The sequence below is a fragment of the Hymenobacter sp. BT491 genome, from assembly GCF_014349165.1.
In the GTDB taxonomy this organism is placed as follows: domain Bacteria; phylum Bacteroidota; class Bacteroidia; order Cytophagales; family Hymenobacteraceae; genus Hymenobacter; species Hymenobacter jejuensis.
Map to the genome: position 1 here is coordinate 60045 of NZ_JACSJJ010000008.1, position 18314 is coordinate 78358.

Genomic DNA, 18314 nt, shown 5'->3' on the forward strand with positions numbered 1-18314 from the left:
AAAAATGCCGGCAATCCACGAATCCACTTCATATGGCAGCTTTTTAGCCATTCTCTTGCTAGCTGTTGCGGCAGTATTGCGCCTACCTGCTCCTACCCTTTCTAGGTTAAATACAATAATTGACTCTGAATTTCCGCTTGCTAAGCCATCGCCCTCGCACTAGTACTATCGCGGCGTAACAGGAAAAAACGGGGACTTACTTAATCTAGAACGAATAACGCTGCAAACCAAGCATTTATGTGCAGCATAAAGCTTGCCAGGGAAATTAACGATCAAAAAGCTTTTATTATAAGTAGTTAATAATCAATTATTTATAAAAATAGCGTAAAGTGTTAGCGTGCCTAACATTACTTAGGCCGCACGGATGATTCGCGGATCAGGATTTCGGGTTGCAACACGATGCGCCGCGGGGAAAAGCGGCCGGAGTGGTCGTCCAGCATTTCCAGAAACAGGCGCACAGCCGTTTGCCCCATTTGCTCGCAGTGCTGGTCGACGGAAGTAAGGCGCGGCTCCGTCAGAGACGTGAAGGTCTCGTTGCTAAACCCGGCCAGCGCTACATCGTGGGGCACGCGTAACTGATGGCTCTTTAATACCTGCATCGCCCCTACAACGGAGAAGTCGCTGGAAGAAAAAACTGCGTCGGGCCGAACTGGCAATTTCAGCAGTTTTTCCATGCCCTCGACCCCATCCTCGAGCTTCATATCGCAGTAATAGACCAAGTTTTCGTCGTACGGGATACCGTAGGCCCGCAAAGCGTCGAGGTAGCCTTGGTGACGGTTCTTGTAGATATTCAGGTGTTGCGGACCGGCAAAATGGGCGATGCGTGTGTTGCCTTGCTCAAGCAAGTGCTTCATGATTTGGTAAGCGCCTTGGTAGTCGTCGATGATGACGGCGCTGACGTTGAGGCCGTCGAGCATGCGGTCGAAAAACACCAGTGGAATCTCGCGTTTACGCACCTTCTCGAAATGCTTGAAATCGTGCGTAGTCCGCGACAACGACACCAAAATGCCTTCTACCTGCGCATTCATCAACGTTTCGATGTTTTTGCGCTCGCTGGCCACGTCCTCGTTCGACTGGCAGATCATCACGTTAAAGCCGGCTTTGCTCGCGACCTTTTCGATGCCATGCATCACGGAAGAAAAAAAGTGACCGTCGATGTGCGGTACCATCACCCCGAGTAGGTTGCTGCGGCCTTTGCGCAGTGCCGCCGCCAAATGGTTGGGCTGGTAGTTGACCTGCTCAGCCATTTGCCACACGCGCTTCTTCGTACCGTCGCTGATGCTAGGATGGTTGCTAAGCGCCCGCGACACGGTTGAGATGGAGATTCCCAACTCCTTAGCCATGTCTGCTATGGATGCCCGATTACTAGCCACTTTTTTGTTTATTATGAGATCCGCGCAAACGATTGCATAAACGTATTAAACTGCTTGGACATTTCAAATTTTCCAGGTACTATCTTGTTGTCAGTGATATATATACCGAATTCAAGAAATCCTCTGCTCATTCCGAAAATAGCACGGTCCGAAATGAGCAGAAGCCAAGCCGTAAGGAAGAGCCTTAATTTACGCGCCCCGGAATCTGATATGAAAAGCAGAGCTGTTAGGTATAGCGACCAATGGGGCAAGGCAGAATGCTTTATTGATTATTGAGCGTAAAATCATCAAAGGTGGCCGTGGCCGTTGCAGGTCCACGTGCTAGGAGGCCCGCCCGCACACCGCGGTCCCAAGGGGGCAAGTACGTACCGTTTATTGCCTGACCATTGGCAGGAAGGTTTTGCCAAGTTTTGCCCGCGTCGGCGCTCCAACTGAAGCGATATTGATTGCCACCTTGAGCTTGCAGCCTCAACATTAAGGCTTTGCTATTTGGCAAGGCCACTTCACCAAGCGATTGCTGTTTGCCTTTTTCTAGTTGCCAAAGCCGCAATTTGCCGTCGCCGGCGGTGAGCGCAATGGTGTTGTCAGGGTCACCAAGGGCGGCAATGCCAGCTACTGTTCCGGTAGGCAGGGCGGTGGGCTGTAGCAATGTGGTGGTAGCCGTGTAGTCAGTGGTGTAAGTATGATGGCCCAAAGCCGCGCCACTGTGGTCGGGGCGGGCGGATAGCAGCAGTTTGCCGTCGCGCACAGTAAAGGAGGGCTTTTGCTCTATCGGCCACTGCCAGCTCGCAACCAAGTTGGTGCCCTTGAAGTCATCGGATACGTTTTGACTAGCCACATTGAAGGCTGGGGCGGCATTGGCGCCTTGTGGAAACTCGGGCCAGCCGGCGGGCGTCCAAACAAATTCGCTCAGCACTCCCTGCCGACCCACAAATTCGAAGCTGCGCGTGTCGTAAGCATGGTGCAGCAGAAACCAGCGATTGTCTCGTTGCGTGACGGTGCCGTGACCGGGGCAGGTCCAGCTGCCGTTTTTAGTCAGAATAGGATTCTTTTCGTATTTCTCCCACGGCCCCAGCAACTTACGCGAGCGGGCTACCCCAATGCCGTAGGTACAGTTGTGGCCGCAGCAGCCGTTGCCGGCATAAAAAGCATAGAAATAGTCGCCGTGTCGCACGATGCTGGCGCCTTCTACGAGGTTGCCTTCCCAAGGTATTGTGTTACGAAACAACTCGGTTTTTTCGCCCGTGAGGGCAGTGCGGTCGTCGTTGATGCGCTGCGCCCAGATTGGCGTAGGCCGGTTCTGGCTATTGCCATCTTCTTTCCACACCATGTAGAGTTGATTATTCTCGTCGCGGATCGGGAAAGCGTCAATCGAGCCATCCTCCTGCCCTACCAACGGGCCGTGGTCGCGGTATGGGCCCGCCGGGTTGTCGGCGCTGGCTACGCCTACACTCAGCGGGCCATTCTTCTTGTGGGCCGTGTAAAACACGTACGTCTTGCCATTTTCCTCGCTGATTTCAGGGGCCCAGAAGTAGTAATCGGCCCAATCGGGCGGCTTATTTGGAAACACATGTCCTACCAACTCCCAATCCGTCAGGTTCTTGGATTTGAGCAACGGGAATACCGGACCCCAGTTAGAAGAAGTAGCCGTTGCCCAGTACGTATCGCCGATTTTAGTGACGGACGGATCGGGAAAGTCGCCGGGCAACACGAGGCTGGTTCCGGCACTGACGGTATTGGTTGGGCCCTGAGCACTTTCTACGGCGGCCGGAACACTGCTCGTGTTGGTAGAAACCTGCCGCTGGCAGGCAGTTGCCAATAGCCCCGCGGTCAAGGTCAACCACGCCGTTCCTTTTCGCAGGTCAGAGAAGAGAGAAGTCACAAAGCAAGAATTAGGGTGGGAGTTCGGAAGCTTATTGTATACCACTGATTACCAACAACTTATTCTTATTCTCCACTTGGCTTATTAATGAGCACATTTAGGGAAACGGGAGTGCCAAAATTGGGCGTGCCGTCAGGATTCCAGCCGAATTTCTGCATGCGCGGCACGCGTTGGTTGCCGCAACGCTGGTTTGGGCCCGCGTTCGCGTGGTAGATAATCCAGTCTTCTTGCCCGTCCTTCGATTTGAAGAAGCCGTTGTGGCCAGGACCGTAGGCCTCACTCGCCGCATTTTTGGTGAATACCGGCGTAGCCGATTTGGTCCAGGACGCCAGTTTCATCGGGTCGGCGGTGGAAGAAGCAGTAAGCATCCCTAAGGCGTAATCGTCAGTATCGCAATGGCTTGCCGAGTATACCAGAAAAGTTTTGGCGCCGTGCTGAATTACTTCGGGGCCTTCATTCACATCGGGTTCGCCGTTCTTTTCCCACTCGTATTCAGGGTGCGAAAGCTCTACGCGCGGGCCGGTAAGCGTCCAGGGGGTGCTCATTTCGGAGATGTACAGGCGCTGCACCGTGCTTTGCCCGTCTTGGCCCGACCACAGGAAATACCGCTTGCCGTTTTGCTCCATCACTGTACCATCGATGGCCCAATAATCTTCGGTGGGGTTGTAAATGCGACCTTTTTCAACCCAAGTGCCCGTGGTAGGATCGGCGGCCGTATTTTCCAGTACCCACGTACGCTGCCCGCCGCAGCAGTTGCCAGGGCCGGCCGTAAAATACACGTACCATTTGCCGTCGAGGAAGTGAATTTCGGGGGCCCAAACGTCTTTGGAGTTGGGTCCGGAGGTGGGCGGCGACCAGATGACTTTGCTGAACGCTGAATTCAACTCCGACATCTTCGCCGTCTTGCGAAGCTGCAAGTCGCCTCCGGTCGTGTTCATGTAATAGTAAAAGCCGTCTTTCTGGTAGACCCACGGATCAGGGCCTGATGATAGCAACGGATTTTTGAATTGGGTACTGCTAACAACGGGGGGAGTAACCGGCGTTGGGGTGCCGCCCGGGTTCGTTTTTTTGCAGGAAGCACTTGCGAGCAACAACGCAACCGCAACGAGTCGCCAGGAACGATAAATGAAAATCATGGTTTTGAAATTAAGAGCAAATTCTTTTTAAAACCTTATCTATTTGATAAATAAGCAGTTATATAAAGATGTAAACCTCATAAAAATCTGTTACCAAGGAGCGCAGATCACATTATGCCATGGAAGTGTGCTAGCGGTGGCAACATAAAGAATACGGCATAAAAACAGCCGCTCCAGCTTGTGTGTACAAGGCCGAAACGGCTGTTTAATTCAACTCACTTTGTGGGCAGCCTTACCATTGGGGGTTTTGCTGCAACTGGGCAATGTTCACGTCGTTGCGCGGGATGGGCAAATATTTGGATTTGCCTACCACAAATAGGCTAAAGTCAGCGTCGCGGGTTTTCAGCTGATCGATGCCGGCCTGGTTATCCAGCAAGCCCCACCGGATCAGGTCGTGCCAGCGGGTATTTTCGCCGGCCAGTTCCGTTACGCGCTCGTGCATAATCTGGGTGCGCAAGTCACTCTGGCTCATACTACCCAGCGGAGCCAGTTGCACGCGGGCGCGCACTTGGTTGATCAGCGGGATGGCAGCCGCCGTCTGGCCTTGCTCGTTGAGCGCTTCGGCTTGCATCAGCAACACGTCGGCATAGCGGATGACGCGGAAGTTGATGGGCGAATAGTAGCCTTCTGCGTCGCGCCAGTAATCATTTTCGTACTTGCGCCAGTACACGCGGTTGCGGTTGTACTCATCGGTTTTGAAGCGTTCCTCCAAGGTCATTTTATCGTAGGCCAGTTGGTCCTGATCGACTGGGTCAGTCGGGTCGACAGGATAGCCCGCACGCGAACGCGCAAAGAACAAGGTGGTAGCCAAGCGGGGATCCTTTTTGCCTGCGGTAGTACGTTCTTTCAAGAACTCGGTGATGATCCACGGACGAGCTTCGCCATCGGTCCAGCCTTTGCCCGGCAAGCCAAAGAACTGTGAGCGCTGGAGGGCTTCCGAAGCGCCAGCAAAGTCATCGTCACGGTCGGCGCTGTATTCGCCAACAAACTGCACCTCAAAAACTGACTCCGAATTGTTTTCGCTGGTGTGCCGGAAATTATCGTAGAAGTTCGGGGCTAAGGAGTACCCCATTTTCATTACTTCGGCAAACTGAGTGCTAGCCTCAGCCCACTTGCGCTGCTGCATATACACTTTGCCCAGCAGGGCAGTAGCGGCCCCTTTGGTAGCGCGGCCCACGTCGGCGCCGGTATATTTTTCGTCTAGGCCAGCCTTGGCTGTTTGCAGATCGGCAATGACCAAGTTCCATACTTCCTGTTCGCTAGCGGCTTGCGGCGGGCGATAATCTGCGCTGGAAGGTTCCGTTGCCAATACGGGGCGGCCATACAGCTCCACCAAGTTGAAATAGTTGAGCGCCCGCAGAAAATGTGCTTCGGCCAGTATGCGCGTCTTCAGCTTGTCATTCATCTGAATAGTAGGCACATACGACAATACTTGGTTTGCGCGGTTAACGGCCTGGTAGTGGTTGGCCCAAGTATCGCGGTTTACTTCGAAGTCGTAATCCGTAAGCACAGTTTTGGTAAAGTTCTGTAGCTCAGGCCAGGGGCTCGAAGAAAACCCTTCATCAGAACGAATGTCGTAACCGAAATGAATCCAGCGGCGGTAGGTACCGTTGAGTTGTAAGCCGCTATAGGCCGCGGTTAGGCCTTTCAGCGCGTCGGCTTCCGTTTTCCAGAACGACTCGGTGGTCGGAGCGTTCGGGTTCGGTTGATTTAGCAAGTCTTTTTCGCAAGCGGTGGTCAGCAGCAGGCAGCTGGCCAAGATTGCGAAGGCTCGGGTTTTATAAGTAGTCATGAGTGTAAGAAGATTGATAGGTTAGAAACCGAGCTGAATGCCAGCCGTAACCGTGCGCAGATTGGGGTAGTTGCCCTCGTCAACACCACGGGCTAGAGGCCCAGCACCCACGATTTCGGGGTCGTAGCCGGTATATTTCGTTGCCGTTAATAAGTTCTGACCCGTCAGATAGATTCGTAAGCTACCAATGCCTTTCACGCGCTCCAGCAACGTTTTGGGCAGGGTGTAACCTAGCTGCACGTTTTTCAAACGCAGATAAGAGCCGTTTTCGAGCCAACGATCCGAGAGCGGTGAGGCGTTGAGGCCACCCCCTAGCAGCGGACGCGGCGTGCTGGTCGAGGGGTTGCTAGGCGTCCAGGGGTTTAAGTCGGCGCGGAAGTTGCCGTTGTCGTCCATGCGGTCTGTCCAGTAGCGGGTCACGTTGTAGATATCGTTGCCCTGCACACCTTGCAGGAACGCTGTCAGGTCGAATGCTTTGTAGCCGAAGTTCAGGTTCAGACCATATTGCAGCTTGGGGAACGGGCTGCCTGTGAAGCGGCGATCGGCATCCGTAATCTGGCCATCGCCATTGATGTCTTCATATTTAACATCGCCGGGCTTGGCACTGGGCTGCACTTTGTGGGCATCTACGTCAGCTTGGGTCTGGAAAATCCCCAGCTTGTGCATCAGGTAGAAAGCGCCAACTGGCTGACCGGCTTCGGTACGGGCTACGCCGCTGGGACCGCCCGGATAGTTCTGGCCTTCAAATGCCAACTCTTTCACTCTGTTTTTCAGGGTGGTTAGGTTAGCGCTAACACCGTAACGGAAGTCTTTTTGCGGGTCGGAGGTGTAGCCCAGCTGGAACTCAAAACCCCGGTTCTCCAACCGGCCTAGGTTCGTATAAGGGTTTACACCCACGTTTCCTTCGAAGAAGGGAATAGCCGGGTTAACGAGCGCATTCTTGGTCTTCGAGATGTAGTAGTCGGCCGCCAACGTCACGCGGTTTTCCATTAGGCCCAGATCGAAGCCTATGTTGGTAGTAGCCCGGCTCTCCCACTTTAAGTTCTTGCTAGCCAACTGGTTCTGAATAGCACCGTTTACAACGGTTCCATTAAATGGATAGTTGACGTTGGAGTTTATCAAGCCAAATGACAGATACTCAGGCAGTTGGTCATTACCCAGTTCGCCGTAGCTTGCGCGTAGCTTCAGGTCGCTTATTCCCGATACGCCGGAGAAGAAAGCTTCTTTGCTGATGCGCCAGCCGCCGGAGAAGGCGAAGAAATCGCCCCACTTGTTGGCGGGGTCTACCAAGGAAGATCCGTCGTGGCGGTAAGCACCCGTCAGCAGGTAGCGGTCATCGTAGTCGTATGCTACCTGGGCTAAGTACGAGCGCTTAGTCCAACGGCGCGTGCCGCCGTCTACGCTCGACGATCCAGTGGCGGCTCCCAACGACCAGTAGTACGTGGGCCCCGTACCAAACCCTTGTGCTGTAGCATTGGTAAATTTGTAGGTATTCTTTTGTTCGGTATAACCCACAACCGCGTTCACGTTATGGTTACCGAAGCTTTTCTGAAAGTTCAGAGTGTTTTCAGCTAACAGAAAAAGCCGGTCGCCACGGCCTTCAAATAGTTCGGCTGGCCGAACTGGCTCGTTCATGCGCAAGCCGCCAGCTTGGCCATACTTGCGTTCATTCCGGTCCTGAAAACTTAGGTATTCCATACCCAGGTTCAGCCGGTACCGCAGAAAATCAAAAATGTTGATTTCGGGGGCAAGCGAAGCGATAAGTCGATTTTCGGTGTTGGTGTCGTTGTATACTTTCTGTAAACCAACCGGATTAGTACCAAACGTCACTTGGTTGGTATTACCGAAGCCGAAGCCACTAACGGTAGTTGGGTCGTACACCGGAATGATGGGCAGCATCCGAATCACGTCGATGAACGGAATGCCATTTACCCGCTTGGTGAAAGCCCGTGAAAGCTGCGCCGACTGATCCATGTGGAACTTGCCGCGGGTAATTCCCGAATTCAGGCGCAGGCTGTAGCGGTCGAATTTCGGCCCTACAATCGTCCCTTTCTGATTGAAATAGCTGCCCGAAATATTGTAGTTGGCAAACTCGCTAGCGCCGCTCAGGCCCAAGCTGTAGTTCTGCACACGCCCCGACTGAAATAAGGCTTTTTGCCAGTCGGTGTTAATAGCAGGCGGATTAGCTGCCCCCGCGAAGGGGGTTTGGCCCGCGTTGGTATACATCATGCGAGTAACGTCGGCCCACTTCTGGGTGTCAGCTAAGTCGTAGGTTTTCGGGATGTTCTGTACCCCGCCGTAAGCGTTGAAGTTGATGGCTGGCTTGCCAAGCTTGCCACGCCGCGTCGTGATCAGAATTACGCCGTTGGCACCGCGCGAACCGTAAGGCGCCAGCGAAGCCGCATCCTTCAGGATGGTTGTCGACTCAATATCCGAAGGGTTAATATCGCGGATATCGCTGGTCCATACGCCATCTACAACATATAAGGGGTTGCTATTCAGTGCGATAGAACCAATACCTCGGATGTTTACAATCGGGTTTTGGCCCGGAGCGCCCGAATTATTTACCTGAACGCCTGCCACCCGGCCCTGCAGAGCCTCGGTTACGGAGGCAACCGGCGAGCGTCGGATGTCTTCTTGGCTAACCTTTGATACGGAGCCAGTTACTTGTTCACGGTTGATGGATAAATAACCCACTACCACAACCTCGTTCAAAGCCTTTGTATCAGAGCCCAACGCTACGTTAACGGTCGTGCGGCCGTTGAGGGCAACTTCCTGCGACGTGTAGCCCACGAAAGAGAAGACCAGCGTAGCATTTTCGGGAGCGGTTAGGGTGTACTGGCCGTCGCTGTTAGTTTGTGTCCCGTTGGAAGTGCCCCGTACGACCACGTTTACGCCGGGCAAGGGCTGTCCCTTGTCGTCCAGCACTCGGCCCGAAACAGTCACATCGGCTTGCGAAGCCCGAATGCTGGTATTCTCGTGCCATACAGTAGGTTCGGCAGCGGCTGCCAGCGGCAGACAGCACAGAAGTGCCGGAATGGTCAGCCGTCGCATTTTGGGTACTGGCTTTTTCATAAGAATCTTCTTGCTTAAGAATTGAGTGGGATGTTTAAAGCACGCAGCAATCGATTGCACAAATCTATTTTAGAACCAAATTGCTGCTAGGGATTAGCAGATTAATCAAGTGGGGGTCACAAAAGATGGCAAGCGGGTGGAAGAAGAAAGGCGGGCCGTAAACGCTTATTGTCCAGCTTTTCCGGAGTAAAATGTGGGTGGACCTTACTCATTAGAGGGCCTAAGATTAGTGGTAAATAACCCCATTGTCAAGACTAATTGCCCTATTTTAGGTTTCGTTTGCATAATGCCGAGTCCGAAAGCAATTGCTATTCTGGCTGAAATATGCTTTCCCAATCGTTAAAGGCATATTTTGGTTTAGTCAAACGTTTGCGTAAATAGTCCTCTAAAAAGTGCTTGATATACTGGTTAAGTCCGCCAATATTTCGCTCGTCTTGGCTTCATGGGCTACTTCAAGTGCCTTTATTGCAGGGCTGTCTGGAGTTATATCACAGAATGTCCTCTACTCCGCGGAGAGCCCCTGACAAGTATCTAGGCTCGCCTTGCCTCATGTTTGTATCTATTTGATTGCGAAGTATTTATAAAATTCACCTCTGTCTTACCATGACATCCGTATTTTCGATCCCTAACTCGGACCTTTGCTGCAAGCCGTGGCCTTGCCTAATTGCCTGACGTATTGCTCTTTATAGCCGTTCTACCTACTTCCCATCTCCTTTCCATACTTCATGTTTGACACAACCGAACACTCGCACCGTCGCTACAACCCACTCACGGGAGAATGGATCTTGGTGTCGCCGCACCGCTCCAAGCGCCCTTGGCAAGGCCAGCAGGAAAAAGCCGAGCCCGACGTGCGTCCCGCTTACGACCCGACCTGCTACCTCTGCCCCGGCAATACCCGCGTGAATGGCGATGTGGTCAACCCGCCTTACACCAGCACGTTCGTGTTCGGCAATGACTTCGCGGCCCTGCAAACCGACGTGCCAGTGGGCTCTGTGGAGGTAGGCGGCCTGTTGCGGGCGGAAGCCGAATCGGGCATGGCACGCGTGATTTGCTTTTCGCCGCGTCACGACCTGACGCTGCCCGAAATGGAGCCTGCCGCCATTCGGCGCGTGGTCGACGTCTGGATTGAGCAGTACCTGGAACTAGGCGCCCGCGACGACATCAACTACGTGCAAATATTTGAGAATAAGGGCTCTATGATGGGAGCCAGCAACCCGCACCCGCACGGCCAGATTTGGGCGCAGCGCACCGTACCCGGCGACCCCGCTAAGGAAACCGTGCAGCAGGAAACGTACTTTAAAGAGCACGGCCGCAGCTTACTGTCGGATTATTTGGAGATCGAATTGCGTGAGCAAACGCGCATCGTTTACCAAAACGAGCATTTTGTGGTGCTAGTGCCTTATTGGGCTGTATGGCCATTTGAAACCCTGCTCCTCCCCCGCCGACACGTGCAATCCATCGAGCAACTTACCAATGCCGAAAAAGATGCCTTTGCCGATGCGTTGCGCAACCTTACGATTCGCTACGACAACCTTTTCGAAATTTCCTTCCCGTATTCGGCCGGCATTCACCAGCGCCCCACCGATGGGCAACCGCACGAAAGCTGGCACATGCACATGCATTTCTACCCGCCACTGCTCCGCTCGGCTACCGTTCGCAAGTTTATGGTTGGCTACGAGATGCTGGCCAACCCACAACGCGACGTAACTGCTGAGTTCGCCGCCGAACGCTTGCGTAGCTTGTCGGATGTCCACTACAAACTGACCGAGCAGTTAAAGGGATAACCTCTTTATTACAATTCACTTACAAAACAAAAACCCTTGCCACCGAGTGTAGCAAGGGTTTTTTGTTGCTGGATAACGACTACTTCTTGTTGAGCTTTTTGATCAGGTCAACTTCATCCTGCCGGTAGGGCGTTCCGTCCTTGCGGAAGACTTCGTGAAACCACTCGATGGGTTCGCTGCCGTCTGCTAAGGGCGTGTCCCAGGCATACTTGGTGTTGGTTTTGCCATCGACCAAGCCCCAGTTGATGGCGCCAACATTTTCCTTTTTCATCATGGGCAGCACAGTAGCAAAACGGCTGTTGCGCGGCCGCGCCATATACTCGGTGCAAATCAGCGGACGCCCCGTAGCGCGCAGAAGCTGGATAACACGCTGATGCATAGACACATCTTCGTAGTTATGGTAAGTCACCACATCGGAATGTGTGGCCTGGTACGAATTGAGTTTCTCAAAATCCCAGTTCCAGAGCCCGACGCTAACAGGCTGCTCGGGATTGGCGGCGCGGGCCCACGCAAACACGTTGCGCACTAGGGGCAGCGACGTATCGTTTTTACTGTTATTACCGGGTTCGTTGTATAAGTCCCATAGAGCGATGCGCTTATCTTTTCCAAACTGCGTTAGCACGTCGGTTACGTACTTCTGCAAGGCCGGAAATTGCGTTGAGTCTTTGGAAGCCGGGTCGCCGGGGTCTTGTACCCAACCCGAGTTGTGAATGCCGGTTTTGGGAACTGGCTGAGTTCCGATTTTGGGATCCTTGCCCCAGCAATCGTCAAAAAACACGAAGATGGTTTGGATGTGGTGTTTATCGGCAATGCCCAAATACTGGTCTAAGCGCTGCTTAAATCCTTTGGGATCTTGCTGCCAGGCAAGGTGATGCAGAAACACGCGCATGGTATTGAACCCAATGCCTTCGGCCCAGCCCAGTTCTTTGTCGATGGTGGTGGGGTCGAAAGTGGCTGCTTGCCACATTTCCAGCTGGTTGATAGCCGTGCTGGGAATAAAATTAGCGCCGGTCATCCACTGGTGCTGCTGATACCAAGCATTGGCTTTGTCGGTCGTCCATACTGTGGCAGTAGCCGCTTTAGAGACTTTGCTTTTGCGGTTTTGCGCGTTTCCGCCCGTTGCAACAAACGACAGTAACCAGAGAAACCAGAATATTTTCTTCATACAGGGAATAGGTAAGATCACAGACTATTTTTCATAACGCATTAATTGTCAATACATTATGATATCAGCCCAGTATTCATCCTAGAATAGCTAGGACTTTGGAGCAATGTAGGGCGGGCTATTGACTTGTGCAAACGATTGCGTATCTAGCATTTCGAACACGGTCTTTCCTTCTCCACTTCATCTACCCGGTATGTTGAAGAAAAAGCTGTTTGCCATGCTCATGTTAGGGCTCGCAGTGCTGCCTGCTCTGGCCCAAAAATTCAACGGCCTGGGCAGCGACCTGAGTAACATTTACCGCCTGTCCGAAGCCAAAACTCGCTCCATCAGCCCCGAGAACTTCACCGGCGAGAAAGGCAAAGGCGGCATGGCCACCGAAGGTACTGGTAAAAACGCTTCCCGCGACTTGGGCCAGGGCTGGAAAGTAAGCCCGAGCGTAGTCATAAAATCCGGCCAGACCTTCACAGTAGCCGAAATCAACGGCTCGGGGGCTATTCAGCACATCTGGATGACGCCTACGGGTATCTGGCGCTTTTCCATCCTGCGGTTTTACTGGGACGACGAAAAGGAACCGTCGGTGGAGGTGCCGGTGGGTGACTTTTTCGGGATGGGCTGGGGCGAGTTTGCGACGCTCAATTCACTGCCCGTGACGGTAAATCCGGGTAGTGCTTTCAACTGCTATTGGCAAATGCCTTTCCGCAAAAAGTGCCGCATCACGCTGGAAAACCTGGACGAGAAGGATATGGTGCTTTATTACCAAGTCGATTACACGCTGACCGACGTGCCCAACGATGCGGCGTACTTCCACTCCCAGTTTCGGCGCGTCAACCCCATCCCTTACAAGCAGGTGTATACCATCGTGGACAACATCAAGGGCCGCGGGCAGTACGTGGGCACTTACATGGCGTGGGGCGTGAACAGCAACGACTGGTGGGGCGAAGGCGAAATCAAGTTTTTTCTGGACGGCGACAAGCAATTTCCGACCATAAACGGCACAGGCACAGAGGATTACTTTTGCGGCTCTTACAACTTCGAGAACAAGAAAACCCATCAGTACCAGGAGTTTTCGACGCCTTACGCGGGCATGCCGCAGGTCATTCGCCCCGACGGGTTGTACCACGCCAATCAGCGTTTTGGCTTGTACCGCTGGCACATTCCCGACCCGGTTCGCTTCGAGAAGGACTTGCGCATCACCATTCAGGCGTTGGGCTGGCGCTACAACGGCCGGTATTTGCCGCTGCAAGACGATATTTCGTCGGTGGCTTATTGGTACCAGACCGAGCCGCACGCTGCCTTCCCAAAACTGCCTTCCAAAGATGATCTGGAGACAAAATAACGCATCCCTGCACCTTCCGCTCTATCCTAGTTCTATGCTTTTGAAACGCATTTCGACACAGTTATGGCTGGCTGCGACGTTGTTAGCAGGCACGGCCCAGGCCCAACAGCTCCGCGCGCCGGCCTACCCGCTCGTCACCATCGATCCATACACCAGCGTGTGGTCGTTTGGCGATCAGCTTTACGGGCAACCAACCAAGCACTGGACCGGCCGCACTCAAGGCTTACTCGGCTACCTGCGCGTGGACGGCAAGACGTATAACTTCTTGGGCAAACCCGACACGCCGCCTACTATGCTGGCGGCCAGCTCCGAGACCCAGCCCGCCACCTATCGTTACACCAACACGGCCCCACCCAGCGATTGGCAGAAACCCGCTTTCAACGCTACTACTTGGACGACCGGCAAAGGCTTGCTCACAACCGAAGACAACGCGCCGGGCGTCCACTCTAAATGGAAAGGCGATGACGTGTGGGTACGGCGCACCATTGAGCTAAAAGAGGCACCGAAAGGCTCGCTAAGCTTATACATGCTGCACGACGACGATGTAGACGTGTACCTCAATGGCGAACCGGCTTTCGCGTGTGCGCCCTGTTTTTCTGCTGAATACCAAGAGTTTCCGATTGCGGCGAAAGCGGCGGCCACCTTGCACAAAGGCCAGAATATCATAGCGTTGCATTGCAAGAACACCGGAGGCCCTGGCTTGCTGGATGTGGGGCTTGTGGGACCTAAACCAACCGATACGCGCCTGACCGCTACTCAGAAAGCCGTGCGGCTCACGGCTACCCAGACCAGCTACCAATTTGCCTGCGGACCCGTGCAGCTGGATGTAACGTTCACGTCGCCGCTGCTACTCGATGATTTAGCCGTTCTGTCGCGGCCGGCTTCGTACATCACATTCCGCACCCAGGCCACCGACGGCAAAACGCACGATGTGCAGCTATACATGGGCGCGTCGCCGCAACTGGCAATCAACACGCCGGGCCAAGTGGTGGAATGGCAGCGCAGCACCGCGGACCCACTAACACTGCTCCGAACGGGCACCAAAGCCCAGAACGTGTTGGGCACCAAAGGCGACAACGTCCGCATCGATTGGGGCTATGCGTATGTGGGAGTTGATAGCAAAGCGGCCACCGCGCGCCTCAGCGAGGCGAAAGTATCGCGGGCCGCTTTTCAGCAAACCGGAGCCTTGCCCAAAAATGATGATGCCCAAACCTCCCGCGCCGCCAACGACCGACCGGTGGAGCTAGCGGCAGTATTTAACCTGGGCAAGGTTGGCCAATCTTCTGTCAATCAACATATTATACTAGGCTACGACGATGTGTATTCGGTAGAATACTTCGGGCAGAAGCTGCGGGCATGGTGGCGCAAAGACGGCACCACGGCCGAGCAAATGCTGCAAGCCGCTGAACGTGACTACGACCGTGTGGTGGCGGCCTGCACTAAGTTCGATGCCGACATGGCCCAGGAAGCGCAAGCTGCCGGAGGCTCGCAGTACGCGCAGCTTTGCGCTTTGGCCTACCGCCAGGCCATTGCCGCGCATAAGTTGGTAGCCGGCCCGGATGGCAAACCGTTGTTTTTCTCCAAAGAGAATTTTAGCAACGGCTCCATCGGCACCGTAGACATTACCTATCCGTCGGCGCCGCTGTTTCTGCGCTACAACCCCACGTTGCTCAAAGGCATGATGGACCCGATTTTCTACTATACCGAAAGCGGCAAGTGGACCAAGCCCTTTGCCGCGCACGACGTGGGCACCTACCCGCTGGCCTCCGGCCAGACGTACGGCGAAGACATGCCCGTGGAGGAAAGCGGCAACATGCTCATCTTAGCCGCCGCCATTGCCGCCGCCGAAGGCAATGCCAACTATGCCAAGCAACATTGGCCGGCGCTTACTACCTGGGCACAGTACTTACAGAAAGCCGGTCTTGACCCAGAGAATCAGCTATGTACCGACGATTTCGCCGGTCACCTTGCCCACAACGCCAACCTTTCGGTGAAGGCCATTTTGGGATTGGCCAGCTACGGCCGCCTAGCCGGCATGCAGGGCGACAATGCCACGGCCGCCACCTATCAGAAACTCGCTAAGGACATGGCGCAGCAATGGATACAGATGGCCAAAGACGGCGACCACTACAGCCTGACGTTTGATCAGAAAGGCACCTGGAGCCAAAAGTATAACCTTGTGTGGGACAAGCTATTACGCTTGGACATATTTCCGGCTGATATCGCTGCTACGGAGATCAAATATTACCTGACCAAGCAACAGCCCTACGGCTTGCCACTCGACAGTCGCAAAACCTACAGCAAGTCGGACTGGATACTCTGGACGGCGACCTTAGCTGACTCGCCCGCTGATTTTCAGAAGATTATTCAGCCTGTTTATCGCTACGTCAACGAAACCTCCGATCGCATTCCGCTCAGCGACTGGCACGAAACCACCGATGGCAAGTCGGTCGGGTTTCGGGCGCGCTCGGTGGTTGGCGGCTATTTTATTAAAATGCTGGAGAAAGACCTGGCTCGTAAGCCGTTGAAATAACTGCCTCATCCCTACCACCCACCTCCATGCCACATTCCCGCCGCAATTTTCTAAAGTACGCTGCTGCCAGCGTTGGTTCTTCCTTACTGATGCACAACAGTTTAGCAGCCGCCGCGGCACGTACCTACACCAATCCGGTATATCCGCATTCCATGCCCGATCCTTTTGTGCTCAGCTACAAAGGCACTTACTATGCCTTCGGCACTGCAGGGCAAAACGCCAAGGACGGGCGCATTTTCAATCTACTCACTTCGAAGAACCTAGTTGACTGGAAAGAGCTTGGGGGAGCGCTTACGCCCCCCGTCGGCTCGGAAAAGGCGGAGTTTTGGGCACCGGAAGTTGTCTATCAGAACGGCACTTTTTACATGTATTACTCGCGTGGGGGCGGCGCCATTGGGGCTTCGGTGGGGCACCGGCTGCATGTGGCTACCAGCACCAAACCCGATGGGCCGTATAAAGAAGTAGCGCTGCTCGACGTACCGGAAAGCAAGTTTACCATCGATGCCCATCCCTTTCAGGATACCGACGGCAAGTGGTACCTCTTCTATGCCCGCGACTTCATCGACACCGACAACGGTTACTTTCCCGGCACGGGCCTGGTAGTAGATCGGCTGACCAGCATGACGAAGTTGGCCGGGGAGAGCCACACCGTAATGCGGGCTCGGCACCCCTGGACGGTATTCGAGAAAAACCGCACGATGCCCCTCTACGACAACCGCACGTTTGCGGAGTGGCATACGCTGGAAGGCCCGTTTGTGCGGAAGCACAACGGCAAATACTACTGTTTCTATAGCGGCGCGAACTTTCTGACGCCCCGCTACGGAGTAGATTATTGCGAGGCCGATACCATCATGGGGCCTTACCGAGACACGGCCAACGACACTGGCGCTCGCGTGCTACACGCCGTAGCAGGCCACGTGCGCGGACCGGGCCACCATTCGCACGTCATCGGCCCCGATGGCAAAACCGAATACCTCGTGTACCACGCCTGGGACGCAGGTATGAAAGAGCGCCAGATGTGCATCGATAAGCTCGCCTGGACGAAAGAAGGCCCGCGCTGCCCAGGCCCAACTTACACGCCGCAGCCCATTCCATAAGTATCTTATGATCAAATACTTATGAAATGGGCTTAAAAAGCAGCCTGCCTCCTTTGGCGTGCGCCAAAGGAGGCAGGGCAGGTAAAAACAAAAAGGGCTACTTGTAGAAAATAGCGGAAACCCAGTCGTTTTGGATGCGGTGGCTTTCGTATCGGAAACCCGCCTTTTCGGCGGCCGCGCGGATTAGGGCCAGATCTTCTTCGTAGAAGCCGCTAAACAAAATGGGGCAGCCGGGCTTGAGGTAGCGCTCGTAAGCGGGCATGTCTTCCAGCAATACGTTGCGGTTGATATTGGCCAGGATGATGTCGAAAGGTGCTTCGCCATCCAAAGCCGTGATGTCGCCCAACCGTGCTTCTACCTTGTTCTGCACGTTGTTTTCGACAGCATTGTCGGCGGCGTTTTCGGCAGTCCAGGGCTCTACATCGACGGCCAACACGTAGTCAGCGCCCAAAAGCACGGCCATGATGGCCAGAATGCCGGTGCCGCAACCCATGTCCAGCACGCGCTTGCCTTGGTGGTCAATTTCCAGTTGGTTGGTGATCATGAGCGCCGTGGTATCGTGGTGGCCGGTACCGAACGACATGCGCGGCATGATCACAATTTCGTACTGCAAGTCGGGCCGTGGCTCGTGGAAAGGAGCGCGCACCGACACTTTATCGGCAATAACCAGCGGCTCGAAGTTCTTTTCCCACTCAGCATTCCAGTTCTGGCGGGTAATGACGCGGTGCTCAAACTCCAGCTCGCCCAGCGCTTCGTAGCGCGACATAACTTCGGCCACGGCATCGGGATTGAAATCGCCTTCGCCGATGTAGGCGCAAAAGCCGTCGTCGTTGTCTTCAAAGGTATCGTAGCCTACTTCGGCCAACTCAGCAATCAGTATATCAGCTAGTTCGCGCGGAGCTTGCACGCGCACTTCTACAAAATCCATGGGAATTGATTGGGTGTTCTAAAAAGAAAATGCCGTCCGAAACGGGACGGCAAAGTTCGCAGGAAAATCGGTGGCGTTTTATTGAAGCGCATTTATCGCTTCGTGCTGCTTTACTTTATTCTGTGGCTTAGTAACCACCTTGTCATCCTGAGCGCAGCGAAGGACCTTATCCCGTAGCTACGGGATAAGGTCCTTCGCTGCGCTCAGGATGAC

The 18314-nt window shown here is 54.2% G+C and carries 11 protein-coding genes; 4 read left to right on the forward strand and 7 right to left on the reverse strand.

The window, feature by feature from the left end; genetic code table 11:
* Nucleotides 1–347: 347 nt before the first annotated feature.
* From H9I52_RS21675 to H9I52_RS21695, 5 genes are all read right to left on the reverse strand, one after another.
* The gene (locus H9I52_RS21675) at nucleotides 348–1343 is read right to left on the reverse strand and encodes a LacI family DNA-binding transcriptional regulator (protein WP_139514847.1); all 996 of its coding nucleotides are present in this window, start codon (nucleotides 1341–1343) and stop codon (nucleotides 348–350) included.
* 292 nt (nucleotides 1344–1635) lie between these two features.
* The gene (locus H9I52_RS21680) at nucleotides 1636–3255 is read right to left on the reverse strand and encodes a family 43 glycosylhydrolase (protein WP_316248066.1); all 1620 of its coding nucleotides are present in this window, start codon (nucleotides 3253–3255) and stop codon (nucleotides 1636–1638) included.
* A gap of 65 nt (nucleotides 3256–3320) precedes the next feature.
* A complete protein-coding gene (locus H9I52_RS21685) occupies nucleotides 3321–4391 on the reverse strand; it encodes a family 43 glycosylhydrolase (RefSeq protein ID WP_187455600.1) in 1071 nt (356 codons plus the stop codon).
* Between the two features lie 232 nt (nucleotides 4392–4623).
* On the reverse strand, nucleotides 4624–6183 hold the full coding sequence (locus H9I52_RS21690) for a RagB/SusD family nutrient uptake outer membrane protein (protein WP_187455601.1): 1560 nt from the start codon (nucleotides 6181–6183) through the stop codon (nucleotides 4624–4626).
* A gap of 21 nt (nucleotides 6184–6204) precedes the next feature.
* Nucleotides 6205–9258, reverse strand: a complete 3054-nt coding sequence (locus H9I52_RS21695; RefSeq protein WP_187455602.1) for a SusC/RagA family TonB-linked outer membrane protein — start codon at nucleotides 9256–9258, stop codon at nucleotides 6205–6207.
* 725 nt (nucleotides 9259–9983) lie between these two features.
* On the opposite strand from H9I52_RS21695, the gene H9I52_RS21700 reads away from it, so the two are divergent.
* On the forward strand, nucleotides 9984–11042 hold the full coding sequence (locus tag H9I52_RS21700) for a UDP-glucose--hexose-1-phosphate uridylyltransferase (protein WP_187455603.1): 1059 nt from the start codon (nucleotides 9984–9986) through the stop codon (nucleotides 11040–11042).
* A 79-nt stretch (nucleotides 11043–11121) separates the two neighbouring features.
* On the opposite strand, the gene H9I52_RS21705 is transcribed toward H9I52_RS21700, so the two are convergent.
* Nucleotides 11122–12207: a cellulase family glycosylhydrolase gene (locus H9I52_RS21705; RefSeq protein WP_187455604.1), complete on the reverse strand. Its 1086-nt coding sequence runs from the start codon at nucleotides 12205–12207 to the stop codon at nucleotides 11122–11124.
* A 193-nt stretch (nucleotides 12208–12400) separates the two neighbouring features.
* Here H9I52_RS21705 and H9I52_RS21710 point away from each other — a divergent pair, with 193 nt between their 5' ends.
* Genes H9I52_RS21710 through H9I52_RS21720 form a run of 3 tightly spaced genes read left to right on the forward strand, consistent with a single transcriptional unit; the run spans nucleotide 12401 to nucleotide 17173 of the window.
* Nucleotides 12401–13543 carry a glycoside hydrolase family 172 protein gene (locus H9I52_RS21710; RefSeq protein WP_187455605.1) on the forward strand — a complete coding sequence of 381 codons (1143 nt, stop codon included), beginning with the start codon at nucleotides 12401–12403 and terminating at the stop codon, nucleotides 13541–13543.
* Between the two features lie 34 nt (nucleotides 13544–13577).
* Nucleotides 13578–16076 carry a glutaminase family protein gene (locus H9I52_RS21715; RefSeq protein ID WP_187455606.1) on the forward strand — a complete coding sequence of 833 codons (2499 nt, stop codon included), beginning with the start codon at nucleotides 13578–13580 and terminating at the stop codon, nucleotides 16074–16076.
* A 26-nt stretch (nucleotides 16077–16102) separates the two neighbouring features.
* Nucleotides 16103–17173 carry a glycoside hydrolase family 43 protein gene (locus H9I52_RS21720; RefSeq protein ID WP_222940602.1) on the forward strand — a complete coding sequence of 357 codons (1071 nt, stop codon included), beginning with the start codon at nucleotides 16103–16105 and terminating at the stop codon, nucleotides 17171–17173.
* A gap of 97 nt (nucleotides 17174–17270) precedes the next feature.
* On the opposite strand, the gene prmA is transcribed toward H9I52_RS21720, so the two are convergent.
* Nucleotides 17271–18101 carry a 50S ribosomal protein L11 methyltransferase gene (gene prmA / locus H9I52_RS21725; RefSeq protein ID WP_187455607.1) on the reverse strand — a complete coding sequence of 277 codons (831 nt, stop codon included), beginning with the start codon at nucleotides 18099–18101 and terminating at the stop codon, nucleotides 17271–17273.
* Between the last annotated feature and the right edge of the window lie 213 nt (nucleotides 18102–18314).

Excerpts from the sequence above, each read along its gene's own strand:
- H9I52_RS21690 (WP_187455601.1), bottom strand. The coding sequence starts at position 6,183 with ATGACTACTTATAAAACCCGAGCCTTCGCAATCTTGGCCAGCTGCCTG.
- H9I52_RS21685 (WP_187455600.1), bottom strand. The coding sequence starts at position 4,391 with ATGATTTTCATTTATCGTTCCTGGCGACTCGTTGCGGTTGCGTTGTTG.
- H9I52_RS21710 (WP_187455605.1), top strand. The coding sequence starts at position 12,401 with ATGTTGAAGAAAAAGCTGTTTGCCATGCTCATGTTAGGGCTCGCAGTG.
- H9I52_RS21695 (WP_187455602.1), bottom strand. The coding sequence starts at position 9,258 with ATGAAAAAGCCAGTACCCAAAATGCGACGGCTGACCATTCCGGCACTT.
- H9I52_RS21705 (WP_187455604.1), bottom strand. The coding sequence starts at position 12,207 with ATGAAGAAAATATTCTGGTTTCTCTGGTTACTGTCGTTTGTTGCAACG.
- H9I52_RS21720 (WP_222940602.1), top strand. The coding sequence starts at position 16,103 with ATGCCACATTCCCGCCGCAATTTTCTAAAGTACGCTGCTGCCAGCGTT.
- prmA (WP_187455607.1), bottom strand. The coding sequence starts at position 18,101 with ATGGATTTTGTAGAAGTGCGCGTGCAAGCTCCGCGCGAACTAGCTGAT.
- H9I52_RS21675 (WP_139514847.1), bottom strand. The coding sequence starts at position 1,343 with ATGGCTAAGGAGTTGGGAATCTCCATCTCAACCGTGTCGCGGGCGCTT.
- H9I52_RS21715 (WP_187455606.1), top strand. The coding sequence starts at position 13,578 with ATGCTTTTGAAACGCATTTCGACACAGTTATGGCTGGCTGCGACGTTG.
- H9I52_RS21700 (WP_187455603.1), top strand. The coding sequence starts at position 9,984 with ATGTTTGACACAACCGAACACTCGCACCGTCGCTACAACCCACTCACG.